This window comes from Pseudomonas sp. G3-19 (assembly GCF_054855875.1).
Map to the genome: position 1 here is coordinate 517,371 of NZ_JBMPIQ010000003.1, position 17,803 is coordinate 535,173.

Consider the following 17,803-nt stretch of genomic DNA (forward strand, 5'->3'; position numbering starts at 1 on the left):
CCTCTTCGCGAGCAAGCTCGCTCCCACAAGTTTCCGGATTGACTGCAAACCTTGCTCCCACCAACTGCTCTGTGGGAGCGAGCTTGCTCGCGAAGGCGTTGTGTCAGATAAAGCGAGTGCTGGAAGTGCCGCCCGGTTAGTCTGCACTCCCATTCATGCTCGTTCCCGTGTCGGGCTCTGTGATCAGAAAGGGTGGCAGCGGGCAGTCGAGCAGATCCGCCACCGCACGAAACAACTCGGCTTCCGCCACAGTGATTACCCCGTCATGCATCACACAGCGGGTCATCGCATTGAGCAGGGCAGGCCGTTCTTCTGGCATCAAGTGGCGCAGGCGTTTGATTGCGGCTTCGAGCCCTTGCAGATCCTCAAGTTCGACCGGTAATTCCGACGGTCGCTCGAATGGCAATCCCTCCCAGGCAAAGTGCAGCGCCTGCAACGCCACTTGCTGATTCTGCTGACCGGCGCGCGCCATCGCATTCAGCAGCACCAGCAGTTGTTCGGCGCACTGGAACAAGCCGAACTTGAACTGAACCGCTGGCGCGCCCTCGACATTGCGTTCGACTATGCGTAGCAGTGTCCACTCCAGCAGCTCGGTTTCGTTATCGGCGTCAATCAGCAGGTTCATGTTCTGCTTCATCGTCGCGAAAGGTTTCTTGCCAAGGCGCTTAAGGCTGGGAATCAGAAGATCCAGCAACGGCAGGCGCAGGCCCGGATTGAGTAGTGACAAATGCTCGCGCATGGCATTGAGGATGTTGAACAGCGTGCGGTCGAGGCTCGACTCCAGCAGAGATAATTGCAGTGCCCGCAGCGAGTCGGAGCGTGACAACAACAGGCCGTATACCAAAGCTTGCGCGCTGTCAGTGCTGCGTGCCGCAAGTTTGAGCTTTTGTGGAATTTTCTCCAGCACCCGGCGCGCTTCGATCAGATGTTCGGCGCGTGGCGCACCGATAGCGGCCACGGATGCCTGCACGGCGTTCATGTCGTACACCACGGACATCGCTGTGTCCGGCACGCCGCTGAAGGCATCCGGGACCGGCAACACGGCTCTGGCCACCATTGAGTCCTGCGGCGGCGCGGCAATTTTCACGAACGTGCCATCCCAACTGGCATCGATGCGACGAATACGCTCGCTCAAATCCGGATGACTGGACATCAAGTCAAAGCTTGAAGTACCCGAACCGAAATACAGATGGCTGAACTCGGCGGCGCGCGCCGCGTTGATCTTCGCGCCCAACGCGTAGCCGCCGATCTTCTTCAATGCACCGGCAATGCTATGTGGGTCGCGGGTGTACTGCACCGCTGTTGCATCGGCAAGGAATTCGCGCTGCCGGCTGACCGCCGCCTTGATGAGATTGCCGAACACAGTCCCGCCATACCCGACGATGCACAGCACGGTGCCAAACATCACGGTGAGGATGGCCGGTTGAGTGCGATTGACTGGGGAGCGACGCACGTCATCCATGCCGCGCAAAATGAAGCTGCCAGTCAGGCCGATCACCAGGATGCCGTGGACGACGGCGACCAGGCGAGTGTTCAAACGCATGTCACCGTTGTAGATGTGACTGAACTCGTGGGCGATTACGCCTTGCAGTTCATCACGCGACAGTAGGGTGATCGCTCCCTGCGTCACACCGATGACCGCGTCTTGCGCGGTAAAACCTGCGGCGAATGCGTTGATGCCCAAATCCGGTAGCAGGTACACCGAAGGCACGACGGTGCCCGACGCCAGGGCCATTTCCTCGACCACATTGACCAGGCGCTGCTCTTCCAGAGTTTGCGCGCTGTGATTGATCAGACGTCCGCCCAGCCGACGTGCGATCACTTTGCCGCCGGCCGATAATTCGCCGTATTTGACCAGGCCGCCGACCAGCACAATGCTTGTCACCACCACCGAAACGGCGGTGAACATTTCCCAGCTCAACTCAAGGTCTATGACCGTATTGCCGTCGCCGTCGGAAACCGGCAGCGTCATCAGTAAGCACGACATGAGGATCAGACTGAGTACAGCGAGGCCCATCAAAATAACGAGCAGCACCGAGCGGCGCTTGGCCTGGCGCTGTTGCTGGAAGAAATTCATCGTAAAGTCCGGAAGATGTCGGGTGCGCCTGTCGTATCGTGTTCAGGGGGGCTGGCGGTTACTGCGCGGACGACGCAGTAAGCTGGCCGTCCCATTGTGGATCGATACGCCGGATACGTACGCTCAGATCGGGATGGGTAGCAAACATGCGACTCAGCGTGGTCGAGACGCCTGTGCTGAAGTACAAATGACTGTACTCACCGGCCCGGGCAGCGCTGATTGACGAACCTTGAGCGCCGATTTTTTTCAGGGCGCTGACGAGTGCCTGAGGGTTGCGAGTGAATTGCACCGCACTGGCATCGGCCAGGAACTCGCGCTGGCGGCTCACGCCGGCCTTGACCAGATTGCCAAAAAAATTGCCGATGCAACCGGCCAGACACAGCAAAAAGCCAGCGAATAACGCCAGCAGCATCAAGCGCACGTCGCGCTTTCCACCCTTGAGCAGGCTTGCCATCAACAGACCGCCGGAAAGCCCTAGCACCAGAAGGCCGTGTACCACTGCCACGAGTTGCGTGTTCAGGCGCATATCGCCATTGAAAATGTGGCTGAACTCATGGGCGATCACCCCTTGCAGCTCTTCGCGCGTCAGTTGGGTGACTGCGCCCTGGGTTACGCCGATGACCGCGTCCTCAGGTGTAAACCCCGCGGCGAAGGCGTTGATACTTTGATCCGGTAACAGGTACACCGCTGGCATTACGCTGCCAGAGGCGATAGCCATTTCCTCGACAACGTTCATCAGCCGTTTTTCGCCCGGCGTCATCGCAAATCCGTTGAGCCAACGCCCGCCAAGCTTCTCGGCCACCACTTTGCCGCCCGCCCGTAACTCCCGGTATTTCAGGAGGCCGCCGATCACCACGATGCCGCCGACGATTGTTGCGATAACGCCCAGCGCCATAAAGGCATCCAGCAGACTTCCGGTTCCGCTCAGATAATCCTCAAAACCACTGAAGACGAAAGGCAGGCTCGTCAGACCGATCAACATGACAATGGACAGGATCATCATGTTGATCAGGCGCGCGGTCTGGTTTTTCGCCTGGCGTTGTTGTTCGAAAAAGTTCATCGGGCCTTCCGTGGGCAAGGGGGTTAGAAAGAAACTTTGGGAGCCGTCTTGATCGCCAGAGTGTCGGCAAATTTGAGCGGTGCCGCATCATCGCGATGGCCGAAGCTGGGGGCTAGCAACACTGTCGGAAAACTCTGCTTGAGGGTGTTGTAGGTCATCACCGCATCGTTGTAAGCCTGGCGGGCAAAACTCACTCTGTTTTCAGTACTGCTCAATTCTTCACTCAACTGCAGCATGTTCTGCGAGGCCTTGAGATCGGGATAAGCCTCCAGCGTGACATTCAGACGATCCACGGCAGTATTGAGCGCGCTGTCGGCCTGACCCAGATGTTCGATGTTTTGCGCGTTCCCCGGTTGTGCCTGCGCGGCCTCAAGTACGGCCACCGCGGCATTGCGTGCCGCGATCACGGCTTCAAGGGTTTCGCGCTCGTGGGCCAGAGCGCCCTTGGCAATGGCAACCAGATTGGGAATCAGGTCGTAGCGACGCTTGAGCTGGACTTCGACTTGCGCGAAGGCGTTCTTGATTTCGTTGCGGCGTGCGACCAGCGAGTTGAATGCGCGAACCGCGTAGAGGGCGCAAAGACCGAGCAAAACCAGATTGACGACAAGATAGGTGTTCACGGTGATGTCCTTATTCACTCGGCGGGATTTTACGCGCGGCATATTAGCGCAAAAGCATGCAGTTGAGCCCGGATCCTGTGGGAGTGAGCCTGCTCGCGAAGGCGGCCTGCCTGCCAACGACAATGCCCGGGCATCCCAAGCTAAAAAACAAGGAATGATTGCGTGACGCCGCAGTCGGAGTTCAGGTATCACACATCTGAAGGAGGTTCACCGATGAACAGCAAAACCCTAATCGCCAGCCTGGCCCTGGTCGCCGGCATTGCCGGGATCAGCCCACTTGTTCAAGCGGCGCAAACCTCAAGCGAACAGGCTGTCCAGTCGCCGACCAGCGACCGTGAGTTGAAGGTCAACGACCGTGCACCAGACATTTATCAGCGCAGCGACAAAGCATTGAAAAACTGGAAGCAGAAAGGCTTGAAAGCCCCGGTCGATCAGGCGCAGTGGGTGCAGATCAACGACAAGTACGTGATGGTCATGATCACCAACGGCACCATCGTTGAGATGCAGCCTGTCGAGCGTTAATCACCGGACTCAAAGGCCCTGCGCATGCATCCGTGCAGGGCTCTCGCCCCCCAAACGATACTGATTATTCCCACTGCGCTTGGCCTCATACATCGCCAGATCGGCAATGTGCAGCAGCCGATCCATGGTTGGCGCATGGTCCGGAAACACCGCGACCCCAAGGCTGGTACCGACATGGCGCTGGTCGTTGCCGATGCAGATCGGTGGGGACAGTTCGATGAAAATTTTCTGACAGATGCTGCGGGCTTCGTCCTGCAGGTTGAGGCTCGGGGCCAGGCCTTGCAGAATCACCACGAATTCGTCGCCGCCAATCCGCGCGACGGTGTCGGTGGCGCGCAGGATGCGTTTCAGACGAGTCGCAGTGGTGATCAGCACGCGGTCGCCGGCGGCATGACCGTAGTGGTCATTGATCGCCTTGAAACCGTTGAGATCGATAAACACCAGTGCCACCCGGGTCAGGCTGCGGCGCGCCTGTTCCAGTGCTTCGGATAAACGCTCCTCGAGCACCAGACGATTGGGCAGACCGGTCAACGGGTCGAAGTGGGCGAGGTGCTGGAGGTAACTCGCCGAGGCTTTCTCCTCGGTAATGTCGCGCACCACGCCCATCATTTTGATGACGGCGTCGTGGTCGTTGCGCACCACATTACCAGTCTCGCGGAGCCAGCGAATCGTGCCGTCGGGCCAGACCACGCGGTATTCCTCATCGTGGTTTTCACCGGTCTCCAGGCAACGCAATTCACCGTCGCGCACTCTGACGCGGTCGTCCGGGTGCACGCAGGAGCAGAACAGCGCATAAGACGGCGTGATCTCGCCGATCTTGAACCCGAACATGCCATAGATCGCGTCTGACCAGTACAGCCGATCGGTGTCGACTTCCCAATCCCAAGTGCCGATCCGCGCAAAATATTGGCTGCGTTTGAAACGCTCGGCGTCACCGTCCTGGTGGATGTTCTGCCGTTCGGCGGCGCGGGTCAGCAACTCGCGGTATTCGTCCAGTTGCTTGCGCAAACCGCGCGCTCGCCAGATCAAGACGACGATCAATCCAATCATGACAACGCCAAGGGCAAGGCTGATCCAGAGGTAAGTCATTCGGGAACTGCCAGCATGAAGAATCGATCCGTGAAGTAATGGCGGTTGGCTATCTTAATGGGTTGTCAGTCACTTCGGATACAGCGCCAATTTTCGTCAATGAGTTGCGAACAGCCGACATTTCTGGGAAAACGGCGGCCAGTTGAGCAATAGAGTGAATGTCATGAATGATGAACTGCAGGTAATCGATCTTCAGGTGGGCGAGGGCAAGGCTGCCGTCAAAGGCGCGCTCATCACCACCCACTACACCGGCTGGCTGGAAGACGGCAGCGAGTTCGACTCTTCCCACAGCCGAGGCAAACCTTTTCAGTGCGTGATTGGAACGGGCCGGGTGATCAAGGGTTGGGATCAGGGGCTGATGGGGATGCAAGTGGGCGGCAAGCGCAAACTGCTGGTGCCGGCGCATCTGGGCTATGGCGAGCGGACGATGGGCAAGATTCCGCCACATTCGAATCTGGTGTTCGAGATTGAGTTGTTGGAGGTTTTGACGCGGGACGATTGAGGCGAATAAACGCCGATCAATCAGTGTCCATGCAACCTGTGGCGAGGGGATTTATCCCCGATGGACTGCGCAGCAGGCCTTGTTGGGGCATTGCTCCGCGATCCATCAAGCCCTCGCCATTTTTACTCAGGCAACCATCGCAATCTCGGTCAACGTGTCAGCCACTGTCCTTTCAAGTGACGGAAACCGCCGTTTCACCCGCTGCAGCGCGGGCAGCACAGCCTCCATCTCAAGCTCATCGAGTTTCCCGAGAGCGGCCACTGCCGAGGCCACAATTGTTTCTAGCTTGCTGTCATTCCTTAAAGCCTGGTAGGCCTTGAGCTGCACGCCATTCCTTCACTGTTCGTGTTACACCTTCGGCAGAGTTGTCCGCCCCGGGTTCCGGGTGGAAAATCAGGTCGTAGCCATCTGGATGCCCCGCAAGTCGACTGAACTTTTCAAGCAACTCGCCAAGCTCTTCGTCCGTGCCTCCTTTGTTAACGACACGTATATTTTTGATAAAGGCAATGAATTCGGCTTCGGTAAAGTCAGAAATATTTTCCATGCTGTGCCTATTTCCTTCTGTGAAGATCAATGTGATTTCGTGGGGTGTTAACCCTTAAGTTATCCACGTCATAGACCGCGCCGCCATCTTTAATTAGCTCGACATGGTGTATTTCATAGGTAACCCGTTTGCCTACCGAGTCTCTGAATCGAACAGTAGGGGCGTTACCAGTTAGCACACGCGCCTGATCGTCCGCACTCAGTTGGCTAAATAGCTCAGGATCGTTGCTAACTGCTCTCCAGAACGCACCTCTGAAAGTATCGAAGCTTTTAAAGGTTTGTCCTCTTAATGAATCCGCTATTCGGGTAGGGATAGGTGCACCTAGCCCTGTTGTAGCGCCAGCAAGCCATATACCAGAGACATCCTCGCCGCGACCCGTGACAACGCCCGGTGAGTAGCGAGCGCTGATGACAATGTATAGCGGCTGTATGCCAGAATCCGCCGGGAACACGAGGATGAAGTCTTTGTACTCGGGCGGATAGATCGGGTTGACGATGATGCTATCCGCTTTTTCGGACGGCGGATAAATCCAGATCTGCGGGGCTTGAGGTGCACCCTCTAACGGTGGGATACCTGACGTGCTGGACGGGTCAACGGCTGGTGTCCAGATCAGGGTCACACCATCGCCAAAGTCCGCCACTTGTTGAGAACCTTGCTCCACAAATTGCACAACCGGAATCATCTCCCAGTCAGTGCGGTTCTGGGGGTTGTACCCATACCCCTTCAGAGTGCCATCTGCTTGCTGTTCTACGTGAATCCGAACCCGTGTGCGGCCTTCCTTTAACGCCTTCAGTTGCTCTTCAGAGTACAAGCTGCTGTCTCCGAGATTACCGGGCACCATCAGCCCGATAGCTCCCAGTAAAGAGCCAAGAACTACGCCAGCAGTAACTATTCCAGCTCCCGCACCCGCAGCTCCCGCAGCACCTGCACTCGTTGCAGCATTCCCGCCAGCAACAGCAACTCCGGCAGTACACAGGCCACCACAAGACGCACCAGCAGCCGCAGCACCACCTAATAGAAGGCTGCCCAGTGCAGTTGGTAGAGCGTTACCACTGATTTTCTTGAGCGGGATGTTCCCGTCTGCATCCGTTTCATTGCCGCCGAGAATGGCAAACTCGCCGTAGTTAGCCACCTTCTCGACGGGGATGAATCCGGCTGGATTCTTGTGGTCGATCACGCCGTCTGGAAGATCGCAGCTCTTGGCGAACACACACCCCAAGCTATTTGGCTTGGCTTCCTCTTTGGGGGGAAGGTCTTTGTATTCAGCCCAACGCTGGGCGTGCATATCAACAGGCTCAACGCCGCTGTAGCGGTAGCCCTTTGGTGGGTTGGGTACATAGCCAGACATGCAGCTTCCTTTCTTCCTTTCTTCCTTGGTGAGTTCCAGCCGAAGCTGGGGCAGCATTGACGTTATCGAGCAGCGAACGCGGTGGCTGTAGGACTAATCCCAAAAGCCTTGCAGATGGTTCCCTGTATTTCGTGTCGTTTGCTGAGGGGCGAAGGATAAACTCTTGGGGTGAGCGTTTGAATGGTGGCCACTGGCTATAAAGTGGTGGATTTCGCGACTGTATTCTCTGCTAACCTCCAGTGCTTGGGATTCTTTTAATCAGAAAATACAGGCGTAAGAATGAGCAAAGTCATCAAGTGGATTGGTGTAGGTGTTATGGTTCTGGTTGTCGCTGCGATTGCAGCCTACAAGATAGAGCAAACTAGTATCGCAACTTCAACCACAGGTTACACTCGTGAGGGTGCTGTAATGCAAGTTACTATATGCAAGGCTTGGATTTATATCTGCTCGCGTACAGTTGATTACAATGTTCGGAATCTTGATGTCTGTCTTTTTGTCGCTGCAATAGCTCAGCAAGGGTTGCAACGTCTTGCTTCCCCTTGGTATGAAACAAAGAACGCCGAGTGTGTAGCCGTTAGTGTCAAATGAACTGCCTGATTGGCATTGTATTGCAAAGGGTTATATTTCTCGGATGGGCCGCTGTAGTTCATTGTTAAGCGCATGACTCCTGTTAACATCTGCAACACTAACCGGGCTTAGGTGACCGCATGAATTCCAGACGTAGGAAGCAGCTAGTGTGGACGGTTATGCTTGGGGCTATTACCGCCTTCATTGGCGCCGTTATCAAGATGTTAGTGACAGATCAGTGGCCGAACCTTCGTCCTTTAGTCGCCACCGGCTGGGACAGGACACTAGCTGCCTTCACGTGGCTGGATCAGACTATTGCTCTCCCGCACTGGGTAGTCATCAGCGTTCCACTGATGATGCTCTTTTTGATGGCGATTCTTGTGTGGTCGCTGAATTCAACGGGTGCGAAATTGACCGATGCTGAAGAGGCTATAGCCGGTCTGAAAACTCCTTCAGTGCCTCCCCTGAACAACCATCAGGAAATTGTCCTTGCAGCCATTGCTGCATACGATACCGCTGATAATGGCTGTGATGTCAGAACTTTGCCTCCTGGTAGCGGCCTCACACTTTTGCAGGTGAATGGTGCAGTTGATGTGCTTGAGCAAAGGAAGCTAGTTTCGTTTTACTACGCAAGTTCTGGAAAATTCGTATCTTTGAGTCCTGCTGGCCGTGCCCACGTACTTGCTCCCGACTATTCTCCCCCTATCCTTCCTAGCGCTTCTACTGTGCCTGTAGCTAAACGTCGCTAAGCCCGTTTCCTCGGCGTCATCAGGGGCTGATGGGGATGCAAGTGGGCGGTTAGCGCAAACTGCTGGTGCCGGCGCATCTGGGCTATGGCGAGCGGACGATGGGCAAGATTCCGCCGAATTCGAATCTGGTGTTTGAGATCGAGTTGCTGGAGGTTTTGACGCGGGACGATTGAGGCGAATAAACGCCGATCAATCAATGTCCATGCAACCTGTGGCGAGGGGATTTATCCCCGATGGACCGCGCAGCAGGCCTTGTTGGGGCATTGCTCCGCGATCCATCAAGCCCTCGCCATTTTTACTCAGGCAACCATCGCAATCTCGCCCAACGTTTCTGCCACCGTCCGTTCCAATGCAGGAAAGCGGCGTTTCACCCGCTGTAGCGCTGGCAGCACAGCCTCCATTTCAAGCCCATCAAGTTTCCCTAGAGCGTTCACGGCCGAGGCCACAATTGTTTCTCGCTCGCTTTCAAACAACACCAGGCATGCGTTCTGCGCCCAGCGGCGATCCCGTTCGTTGAGGCCCATGGCGACTAATGCGGCGACGACGTGGGCATCTGGTTTATTGGCCATGTGAAGTTCTCCTTTGCGTCGTTTTCCTTGTGGCGAGGGAGCTTGCTCCCGCTGGGTTGCGAAGCGACCCCAAGCCCCATCGATCCGGTTCGGATCCGGATTTTCGACTGCTGTGCAGTCGAGCGGGAGCAAGCTCCCTCGCCACAGGGATGCTTTTTCAATTGCTGATCGGGGGCTCGAGGTTGTCGAGGGCGCGGTTGACGGCGAGTTCGCCGAGCATGACTACTTGCTGGATGCCGAGCACGGTGTTGCGATAGGGCGTGTCGAGCAGGCCGGCGAAGTCGCTGAGCATGATGCTGGCCGAGGCCATGGATTCGCAGGCGTGGGCCAGCAGTTCTTCGTTGTCCATGTTCGGGGCGACGACGAACATGTGGCTGGGTTTGCGCTCGGGCGGGGCTTGCGGTCTCAGGTAGTGATCGAGGGCGCGTTCGGCGGCTTCGTGGAGTTTTCTGGAATTGGGGTCGGAGTAGGGGGACGTTGATTCGGGGTCAGGTATTGCGTCCGCTTCAGGCGGATTTGGCGTCACTTTAAACATTTGCTGGGTAACCTCAATGAGGCTGACACGCACTTGCGACTAAACAATGGGTGGCAGCTGTACGCAGGTTAGTCGACCAGTACCCAAGCATTACCGGCGCGCCAGAAGGCGCCCTGCGCACAGCCGCCATTGAGCGCAGGCGTAGAGATGCCTGACTGAATAACAGCTTGCGAACTTGAGATAACACCGAGCGACTAAACCCGATCACTGATCATTCAGTGACGCGAGCCAAGTTACCGATGCCCCCCAAACCGCACAAGCCGGCGGATTCTGGCGTACTTGTAGGCAAAGGCGCAAGGCGATGTAGCCTCTTGGATGATGCTGAAATGATGCTGCGTTTTTCAGGCTGCCATCGCCAGCAGGCTGGCTCCTACAGGGGAATCTGCGTACGGCGCGGAACCCGAGCACCCCCCGGAAAAATGTAGGAGTGAGCCTGCTCGCGAAGGGGCCGGTACATTCAGCATCTTTGTTTCCAGACACACCGCTATCGCGAGCAGGCTCACTCCTACAACGGGAGTGAGGTCGCTTTCCGCATCCCGTTCATCCTTTGAACACTCACCGAGCTTGCGATTGCCCAAGCCATAGGCGACCATGCGCGCCATATAGGGGTAGGGGGTATAGGTATGTCGCACATTCATGAACACAAAGACGAGCTGCTCAACCGTGTACGACGCATTGCCGGCCAGGTACAGGCCGTCGAGAAAGCGCTCGAGGGCGATGCCGATTGTGCCAAGACCTTGCATCTGGTGGCGGCGATTCGTGGGGCGGTCAACGGGTTGATGGAGCAGTTCATTGAGGCTCACACCCGTGAGCACGTGGCGCATCCCGACCTCACCGACGAACAGCGCGCTCAGGGCGCCGAAGATCTGCTGCAAGCCATCCGCCGTTATTCCAAATAGAGCATCCGTATCATGAGCCTGACCCCAAGCGCTGAGCGTTTCAGCCACGATCACCAATTCCTCGGCGGGTCTCACGACGAAAACGCCCGCCGCACCTTGTGGGTGGTGGCGCTAACCTTTGTGATGATGATCGGCGAGATCGCCGCCGGTTATCTCACCGGCTCCATGGCCCTGCTGGCCGACGGTTTCCACATGGCGACCCATGCCGGTGCGTTGGGCATTGCTGCTGCGGCCTATGGTTTCGCCCGGCGCAACGCCAACAACCGCCGCTACAGTTTCGGCACCGGCAAGGTCGGCGATCTGGCCGGTTTTGCTTCAGCCATGGTGCTGGGGCTGGTGTCGCTGGGCATTGCCGGCGAGTCGATTTTTCGTTTGTTCGAACCGACCACCGTGGCGTTTGGCGAAGCGACCGTGATCGCGATTGTCGGGCTGGGCGTGAACGTCCTCAGCGCCTTCCTGTTGATGGGCCATCACGGCCATGACCACGGCCATCATCATGACCACGGTCATGATCATCATCACCATCACGACAACAATCTGCGTTCGGCCTATGTCCACGTGCTGGCCGATGCCCTGACCTCGGTGCTGGCAATTGCCGCGTTGCTGGCCGGACGCTATTTGGGTTGGGTGTGGCTGGACCCGGCGATGGGGATTGTCGGCTCCATTGTCATCGCGAAATGGGCTTACAACCTGATGCGCGACAGCGCTGCGGTGCTGCTCGACACCACCGACGAACCGGTTGCCGCAGAGATTCGCGAACTGCTGGAAACCTCGGACAACGTGCGCATCAGCGACCTGCATGTCTGGCAGGTCGGCCCGCAGGCGCGGGCGGCGATTGTCAGTGTGGTCGCGGCGGCGGGCGTGACGACGGAGGCGATTCGCGAACGGCTGGCGCCGGTGCATGAGCTGTCGCACCTGACCATTGAGCTGCGCAGCGCTTAAGGCTGCATTGCGCTGAACAGTGGAATCCGCCCATTGAGCGATGGGCGGTAATGCCACGTCAGTTGTTGCAGATTCATACCCTGATCAAGGATTTCTCTGACAGTCGCAGCGGCAATGCTCAACGCCAGCGTCTGCCCCGGACACTGATGCCGGCCGCTGCCAAAGCTGAAACTGCGCCGGTCAGGACGATCCAGCAGAAACCGCTCGGGCTCTGCATTCAACAAAGGATCGCGGTTGGCCGAGGCCAGCAGCACCAGAATCACCTCACCGGCCTCAAGCCGCACGCCATTGATCTCGCAAGTCTGCGCGACAAAGCGCCGAGTGTTCTGCACTGGCGGATCAAAGCGCTGAACCTCGGCCAACAGTGCGTCCACTGAGGCATGGCGCAATTCGGGCTGACGTCGCAGCGCAATCAGTGCATTGCCGATCAGTCCCGCACTGGCCTCGAGCGTCTGCGAACAGAGGCCGATCAGGTTGGCAATCATGGTCTCCTCATCGCCATCAAATCGCTGCCCGACGGCCTTGAGCAAATCGCTAGGCGGTTCGGCCAGCAACTCGACGAAGTAACCGCGCAATTGCTCCGCCGCCGCATGCGCCGCCGCCAGTTGCAGGTCATTGCTCAGCGGCGACAGGCAGGCGACGAAGTCCGCGGTCAGATCACTGATCGCCCGGCCCTGCGCCGGGGTGAAGCCGAGCAGCGCCGCGACCACGCACACCGGGCCGCGAAACATCGCCTTATTTAAGCCGTCGGCGTCCGCTGTAATCAGACGCGCGGCCACCAGTGCGCGTACCTGCTCGTCATCTATCAACTGCAGTGACGGCTCGATTGCCGCACGCGGACAGCGCTGACGTTCGCCATCGTTCATCCGCATCAACTGCCCGAACACCTTGCCGGCCAGCCCCGAGGCAATCGCCTTGGGCACCGGTTCCTGCAACGGTCGCACCCGACAATCGGCATGCGTCAGCACCGCACGCACCGCTCGGGCGCTGCTGGCGACCCACAGCTTCAATCCATGATCAAAGGTCAGTCCGCCCTCGGCGCGCAGTTTGGCGTAGTAGGGGTAGGGATCGGCATGCGTCGCAGCGATGATCGGGTCCATGGTTCACAGCCTTGTGGTCGGGAAAGTGATGCGAGTATCTTCAGTTCGCAGCGACGACGATTCGTCGGGGAGCGAAATATGCACGCAGAACATCAAGACATCGGCGTTTCGCAGGTGGCGGCCGCCATCGCCGAACCGGCACGCACGAAAATTCTCTGCTCGCTGATGGACGGCCACGCCCGCACCAGCACTGAATTAGCGGCCGTGGCGGAAGTCAGCGCCTCCACCGCCAGTGCACATCTGGCCAAGCTCAAGGATCTGGCACTGGTGCGCCTGCACGTGCAGGGCCGCCATCGTTATTACAGCCTCGCCGATCAGCGGGTGGCTCAGGCGCTGGAAGCGTTGATGGTGATCGGACAGAACGCCGCGCCGGGCTTCAAGCCGCACACCCCGGATCGCCTGCAATTCGCCCGCACCTGCTACGACCACATGGCTGGGACGCTCGCGGTGTTGCTCCACGACCGTTTGCTCGAGGCGGGGTGGCTGGTGGAAACCGATGAGCGGGTTTATCGCTTGAGCGGCACCGGCGACGCGTTGTTTGCGAGCTTGGGAATTGAGGTGCAGGACTTGAGTACCTTGCGCCGCAAGTTTGCTTGCCCGTGCCTGGACTGGAGCATGCGCCGGCCGCATCTGGGCGGATCGTTGGGCGCGGCGTTGTTGCAGATGGCGTTGAAACGCAAGTGGGTGACGCAGGATCTTGATAGTCGAGCGTTGGCGCTCACCGTGGCGGGGCGAAAGGAAATGGGTAAGCGGTTTGGTCTTGAGTTGCCTTTAGACGCGAAGATCAAAAGATCGCAGCCTGCGGCAGCTCCTACAGTAAGTCCGTACACCCGATAAATCTCGACCCTGCCCAATCCATGTAGGAGCTGCCGCTGGCGGAATCCTTTGATCTTGAGCTTCTGCCCGACGAGGTGCGCTTCTACCACCTTGTAACCCCGTGCTCGGACCTATACTGTATATCCACACAGTAAAGAGCCCGCGCCATGCAAATCATCGACAAGCTCAGCATTCTCGCCGACGCCGCCAAGTACGACGCCTCCTGCGCCAGCAGCGGTGCGCCCAAGCGCAGCTCCGAAGGCAAGAGCGGGTTGGGCTCGACCGATGGCATGGGCATCTGCCACAGCTACACGCCGGACGGCCGTTGCGTGTCGCTGCTGAAAATCCTCCTGACCAATTTCTGTCTCTACGACTGCCAGTATTGCGTCAACCGTCGCTCCAGCGATGTGCCGCGCGCACGCTTCACCCCCGAGGAAGTGGTCACGCTGACCCTGGATTTCTACCGGCGCAACTGCGTCAGCGGGCTGTTTCTCAGTTCGGGGATCATCCGTTCGGCGGACTACACCATGGAACAACTGGTGCGCGTGGCGAAGCTGTTGCGCGAGCAGCACGAGTTTCGCGGCTACATTCACCTCAAGACCATTCCCGAGGCCGATCCGGCATTGATCGAGGAGGCCGGGCGCTACGCCGATCGCCTCAGCGTCAATATCGAACTGCCCACCGACGCCAGCCTGCAAACCCTGGCGCCGGAGAAGCAGATCGGTTCGATCAAGCAGGCAATGAACACCATTTACACCGGCGTACAAACGGTGCTCAACGAACCGCGTTCGGCAAAATTCGCTCCCGCCGGGCAGAGCACGCAAATGATTGTCGGCGCCGATGACACCGACGACAGCACGATCCTGCACAGCGCCCAGTCGCTGTATGGCAACTACCGCTTGCGGCGGGTTTACTATTCGGCCTTCAGCCCGATTCCCGATAGCCCGAAAAGCGTGCCATTGGCCGCACCACCGCTGATGCGCGAACATCGTTTGTATCAAGCCGATTTCCTCTTGCGCAGCTACGGCTACAGCGCCGATGAGTTGCTCAAGGGCCCGGGTAATCTGGCGCTGGATATCGATCCGAAACTGGCTTGGGCGCTGCAGAATCGCGAGGTGTTTCCGCTGGACCTGAACCGCGCCGAACCGGCGCTGATCGCACGAATCCCCGGCATCGGCCTGCGTACCACCGAACGTCTGGTGCAATTGCGCCAGCAACGGCGCATTCGCTACGAAGATGTGGCGCGCATGCGTTGTGTGCTGGCCAAAGCCAAGCCGTTCATCATCACCAGCGACTACCATCCGCAACAGGCCGAAGTCACCAGCCACATGCTTTACCAGCAATTGCGCGATCGGCCGCAGCCGCAGCAGATGGGGTTGTGGGGATGATCAATCTCGATTGCGACGACCTGTTCGACACCTGGCGCCAGCAGGCACGCTGGCTGCTCAGCCATGAAGTCGACCCGAGTCTGGTGAGTTGGGCGTCGGAAGGGGTGAGCGATCTGTTTGCCAGTGACGTCTCGGTACCCGAGGGGCAGGGGCCGTTTCAGGCACGCATCCCCCGTGCAATGCTCGATACCCTGGAGCAAGCCGCGCGCTACCGGGGCGACCAGCGCTGGAGTCTGTTGTATGAAGTGCTGTGGCGAGTCAGCCATGGCGATCGCACGGCGATGATGGCCGGCGACAAGCTCGGCAGCGAGTTGCAGCGGCGGATCAAGCAGGTGCAGCGCGAAGCCCACCATTTGCATGCGTTCGTGCGTTTCATCGAACGCCCGCAGGATCAGCCAGGCCCGCAATACGTCGCGTGGCACGAACCGGCCCACGACATCCTGCACAGTGCCAGCGAACATTTCATCGGACGCATGGGCCGGCATCGCTGGTTGATCGCCACGCCGCGTGACGGGGTTTATTACGACGGTGAACAGTTGATTCATCAGCGCCAGTGCCCGGTGGAATGGCAGCAACTGGCGCAGAACGTCGATGACCCGCATGGCGAGCTATGGCTGACCTATTACAGCCACATCTTCAACCCGGCGCGATTGAACGAGAAGGTCATGCAAGGGCATTTGCCGGTGCGGTTCTGGAAGAATCTGCCGGAAGGGGAATTGATCCCCGGGTTGATCACCCAGGCGCGGATGGGCAAACAGCAAAATGGTCAGGCCAGCGGAATAGCCGCGCGAGCCGGCAAGCGAATTGCCTTGAAACAGAATGAGCCTGAGCAGGTCGATCAGCGGGTTGCCGACGCCATCAGCAGACCAAAACCGGCAAAGGTCACCCCCGAGACTTTTGCCGCCAGCCAGGATCCTTTCGGGCTCGACAGCCAGCCTTTGGCCGCATTGGCGAGCAGGGCGTAGCTGCCGTGCACCAGAATTACCAGCACCGCGTAAGAGGCCACCAGTTTGAAGAACTGCGGGTAAAAAGCCTGTTCAGTGTCGATGAACTGCGGGAATACGGCCAGAAAGAAGAAGATCGCTTTCGGATTGAGAAACTGCAGGGACGCGGCTTCGAGAAAACGGTAGCCCGGACGAGAAGGGCGAACCTGCTGCAGGCTACGGAAACGATCTGAACGCCAGCTCTTGAAGCCCAAGTACAACAGGTATGCAGCTCCGGCGTATTTCAGCACGGTAAACGCCTCGGCCGAGGCGCTGAGGATCAAGCCGACGCTGGTGGCGCTGAGGGCAGCCACCACGAACGCGCCCGAGGCGATGCCCAGAATGCCGGGTGCTGCGCCGGTCCAGCCCAGGCGCACGGCGTTGGACAGGGTCAGCACCACGCCCGGGCCGGGGCTCAAAATGGTCAGGGCGGCGAACAATACAAAGAGTCCGTAGCTGTGCATGATGTTGCTCCGTCGAATCGCGTATCTGCGTGCGGGCAGATTGGCGTGGCGGCAACGCGCTGACAAACGCTTTAAATGCAGTGCATATGTAACTAAATTAGACCCATGAAAAATTCACTTCCCCCGCTCAATGCGGTTCGCGCCTTCGCTGTGGCTGCTCGTCATCAGAGTTTCAGCCTGGCGGCCGACGAGCTGCATGTCAGTCATAGTGCGGTCAGCCGCCACGTCAAATTGCTTGAAGAACATCTGGGCGTTTTGTTGTTTGAACGGCGCATCAGGCAGTCGCTGCTGACGCCGGCGGGTGAGCTTTTTTATCAGCAAGTCAGCGCCGGTCTGGCGCAGATTGCCGACGCCGCTGCCGAGTTGAGGCGACAGGCAGCGCGGCCGACGATCACGATCAATGTCCGGCCGTCCTTCGCCCTGTTATGGCTGACGCCTCGTTTGGCGGACTTTTCGGTGCAGCATCCGCACATCGACACCCAGGTCGTCACGCAGACCCAGTCGCCGGATCCGGCCCGCGACGATTTCGACATTGTCATCCGCCGGGGCCGCGACGATTGGGCGCCGACGCTGGAGGCGCACGCGTTGTTCGAGGATGAATTGGTCATGGTCGCGGCGCCGGCATTGATTGAGCGACTGCCGCTGACAAATCTCGCCGGCCTCAGTGCGCATACCTTGCTGACCGTCAGGGCGCGGCGTGAAGACTGGCACCACTGGGCCATGCATTTTGGCCAGAGCCAGAGCAGTAGCCAGGTGATCCGCCAGTTTGATTACATGCACCGGGTGCTGGAAGCGGCCGTGGCGGGCGAGGGCATCGCGCTGTGTCCGACTACTTTGCTCGGCACACATTTGTCGAGTGGTCGCCTGATCTGTCCGTTGCCGGATCTGCGCATGCCGCTGCCACGCTATTACTACGGCGTTGCCCCGCAAGCGTCGGCGCACACCAAAGTGTTGATTGAGTGGCTACAGCAACAGCGCCCATGAAAAAGCCCCCATCGATCACTCGATGGGGGCTTTTGTGCATCAGCA

19 protein-coding genes and 2 pseudogenes are annotated in these 17,803 nt (G+C 58.5%); 11 read left to right on the forward strand and 10 right to left on the reverse strand.

Features of this window, described 5'->3' with window-relative positions; genetic code table 11:
• Window positions 1-136 precede the first annotated feature (136 nt).
• The 3 genes from ACOYXI_RS02435 to ACOYXI_RS02445 are packed head-to-tail and all read right to left on the reverse strand — an operon-like array spanning window position 137 to window position 3,757.
• On the reverse strand, window positions 137-2,077 hold the full coding sequence (locus tag ACOYXI_RS02435) for a M48 family metallopeptidase (protein WP_461674246.1): 1,941 nt from the start codon (window positions 2,075-2,077) through the stop codon (window positions 137-139).
• Window positions 2,078-2,135: 58 nt separating this feature from the next.
• Window positions 2,136-3,137, reverse strand: coding sequence for a M48 family metalloprotease (locus tag ACOYXI_RS02440; RefSeq protein ID WP_095139685.1), 1,002 nt, complete (start codon window positions 3,135-3,137; stop codon window positions 2,136-2,138).
• Between the two features lie 23 nt (window positions 3,138-3,160).
• On the reverse strand, window positions 3,161-3,757 hold the full coding sequence (locus tag ACOYXI_RS02445) for a LemA family protein (RefSeq protein ID WP_372241212.1): 597 nt from the start codon (window positions 3,755-3,757) through the stop codon (window positions 3,161-3,163).
• 213 nt (window positions 3,758-3,970) lie between these two features.
• On the opposite strand from ACOYXI_RS02445, the gene ACOYXI_RS02450 reads away from it, so the two are divergent.
• Window positions 3,971-4,279 (forward strand): RcnB family protein, encoded by a 309-nt coding sequence (locus tag ACOYXI_RS02450; protein ID WP_003223974.1) that lies wholly within the window; start codon window positions 3,971-3,973, stop codon window positions 4,277-4,279.
• A 9-nt stretch (window positions 4,280-4,288) separates the two neighbouring features.
• Here ACOYXI_RS02450 and ACOYXI_RS02455 read toward each other — a convergent pair whose 3' ends face one another.
• Complete coding sequence (locus ACOYXI_RS02455; RefSeq protein ID WP_134786044.1) at window positions 4,289-5,368, reverse strand: sensor domain-containing diguanylate cyclase; 1,080 nt, start codon at window positions 5,366-5,368, stop codon at window positions 4,289-4,291.
• A 163-nt stretch (window positions 5,369-5,531) separates the two neighbouring features.
• Between ACOYXI_RS02455 and ACOYXI_RS02460 the strand changes: the two genes are divergently transcribed.
• Window positions 5,532-5,870: an FKBP-type peptidyl-prolyl cis-trans isomerase gene (locus tag ACOYXI_RS02460; protein ID WP_134786045.1), complete on the forward strand. Its 339-nt coding sequence runs from the start codon at window positions 5,532-5,534 to the stop codon at window positions 5,868-5,870.
• 292 nt (window positions 5,871-6,162) lie between these two features.
• Here the strand turns inward: ACOYXI_RS02460 and ACOYXI_RS02465 are convergent, their stop codons facing one another.
• Window positions 6,163-6,414 carry a bacteriocin immunity protein gene (locus ACOYXI_RS02465; RefSeq protein ID WP_134786047.1) on the reverse strand — a complete coding sequence of 84 codons (252 nt, stop codon included), beginning with the start codon at window positions 6,412-6,414 and terminating at the stop codon, window positions 6,163-6,165.
• Window positions 6,415-6,421: 7 nt separating this feature from the next.
• On the reverse strand, window positions 6,422-7,762 hold the full coding sequence (locus ACOYXI_RS02470) for an S-type pyocin domain-containing protein (protein WP_461674247.1): 1,341 nt from the start codon (window positions 7,760-7,762) through the stop codon (window positions 6,422-6,424).
• Window positions 7,763-8,041: 279 nt separating this feature from the next.
• Between ACOYXI_RS02470 and ACOYXI_RS02475 the strand changes: the two genes are divergently transcribed.
• The 3 genes and pseudogenes from ACOYXI_RS02475 to ACOYXI_RS02485 all read left to right on the forward strand — a co-directional run.
• A complete protein-coding gene (locus ACOYXI_RS02475; protein ID WP_461674248.1) occupies window positions 8,042-8,350 on the forward strand; it encodes a hypothetical protein in 309 nt (102 codons plus the stop codon).
• Window positions 8,351-8,469: 119 nt separating this feature from the next.
• Window positions 8,470-9,078: a hypothetical protein gene (locus ACOYXI_RS02480; RefSeq protein WP_461674249.1), complete on the forward strand. Its 609-nt coding sequence runs from the start codon at window positions 8,470-8,472 to the stop codon at window positions 9,076-9,078.
• A gap of 20 nt (window positions 9,079-9,098) precedes the next feature.
• A pseudogene (locus ACOYXI_RS02485) lies at window positions 9,099-9,251 on the forward strand (FKBP-type peptidyl-prolyl cis-trans isomerase); the annotation flags it as partial.
• Window positions 9,252-9,377: 126 nt separating this feature from the next.
• Here ACOYXI_RS02485 and ACOYXI_RS02490 read toward each other — a convergent pair.
• Entirely contained in the window at window positions 9,378-9,647 is a 270-nt protein-coding gene (locus ACOYXI_RS02490) for a hypothetical protein (RefSeq protein WP_247841705.1), read from the reverse strand.
• Window positions 9,648-9,804: 157 nt separating this feature from the next.
• The gene (locus ACOYXI_RS02495; RefSeq protein ID WP_210557741.1) at window positions 9,805-10,182 is read right to left on the reverse strand and encodes a DUF6124 family protein; all 378 of its coding nucleotides are present in this window, start codon (window positions 10,180-10,182) and stop codon (window positions 9,805-9,807) included.
• Window positions 10,183-10,805: 623 nt separating this feature from the next.
• On the opposite strand from ACOYXI_RS02495, the gene ACOYXI_RS02500 reads away from it, so the two are divergent.
• The gene (locus tag ACOYXI_RS02500) at window positions 10,806-11,081 is read left to right on the forward strand and encodes a metal/formaldehyde-sensitive transcriptional repressor (RefSeq protein WP_003223990.1); all 276 of its coding nucleotides are present in this window, start codon (window positions 10,806-10,808) and stop codon (window positions 11,079-11,081) included.
• A gap of 12 nt (window positions 11,082-11,093) precedes the next feature.
• Window positions 11,094-12,023: a CDF family Co(II)/Ni(II) efflux transporter DmeF gene (gene dmeF / locus ACOYXI_RS02505; protein ID WP_461674250.1), complete on the forward strand. Its 930-nt coding sequence runs from the start codon at window positions 11,094-11,096 to the stop codon at window positions 12,021-12,023.
• Here dmeF and ACOYXI_RS02510 read toward each other — a convergent pair.
• Window positions 12,020-13,123 carry a cytochrome P450 gene (locus ACOYXI_RS02510; RefSeq protein WP_134786055.1) on the reverse strand — a complete coding sequence of 368 codons (1,104 nt, stop codon included), beginning with the start codon at window positions 13,121-13,123 and terminating at the stop codon, window positions 12,020-12,022. The genes dmeF and ACOYXI_RS02510 overlap by 4 nt on opposite strands.
• A gap of 78 nt (window positions 13,124-13,201) precedes the next feature.
• Between ACOYXI_RS02510 and ACOYXI_RS02515 the strand changes: the two genes are divergently transcribed.
• The 3 genes and pseudogenes from ACOYXI_RS02515 to ACOYXI_RS02525 form a co-directional block, all read left to right on the forward strand.
• Window positions 13,202-13,960 (forward strand): ArsR/SmtB family transcription factor, encoded by a 759-nt coding sequence (locus tag ACOYXI_RS02515; protein ID WP_098968215.1) that lies wholly within the window; start codon window positions 13,202-13,204, stop codon window positions 13,958-13,960.
• Window positions 13,961-14,106: 146 nt separating this feature from the next.
• Window positions 14,107-15,327 carry a putative DNA modification/repair radical SAM protein gene (locus tag ACOYXI_RS02520; RefSeq protein WP_139055924.1) on the forward strand — a complete coding sequence of 407 codons (1,221 nt, stop codon included), beginning with the start codon at window positions 14,107-14,109 and terminating at the stop codon, window positions 15,325-15,327.
• A pseudogene (locus tag ACOYXI_RS02525) lies at window positions 15,324-16,142 on the forward strand (TIGR03915 family putative DNA repair protein); the annotation flags it as partial. The gene ACOYXI_RS02520 and the pseudogene ACOYXI_RS02525, both read left to right, overlap by 4 nt.
• Before the next feature lie 23 nt (window positions 16,143-16,165).
• Here ACOYXI_RS02525 and ACOYXI_RS02530 read toward each other — a convergent pair.
• Window positions 16,166-16,774 carry a LysE family translocator gene (locus ACOYXI_RS02530; RefSeq protein ID WP_461674251.1) on the reverse strand — a complete coding sequence of 203 codons (609 nt, stop codon included), beginning with the start codon at window positions 16,772-16,774 and terminating at the stop codon, window positions 16,166-16,168.
• A 105-nt stretch (window positions 16,775-16,879) separates the two neighbouring features.
• Between ACOYXI_RS02530 and ACOYXI_RS02535 the strand changes: the two genes are divergently transcribed.
• Window positions 16,880-17,758 carry a LysR substrate-binding domain-containing protein gene (locus ACOYXI_RS02535; protein ID WP_098968217.1) on the forward strand — a complete coding sequence of 293 codons (879 nt, stop codon included), beginning with the start codon at window positions 16,880-16,882 and terminating at the stop codon, window positions 17,756-17,758.
• Window positions 17,759-17,803: the final 45 nt, after the last annotated feature.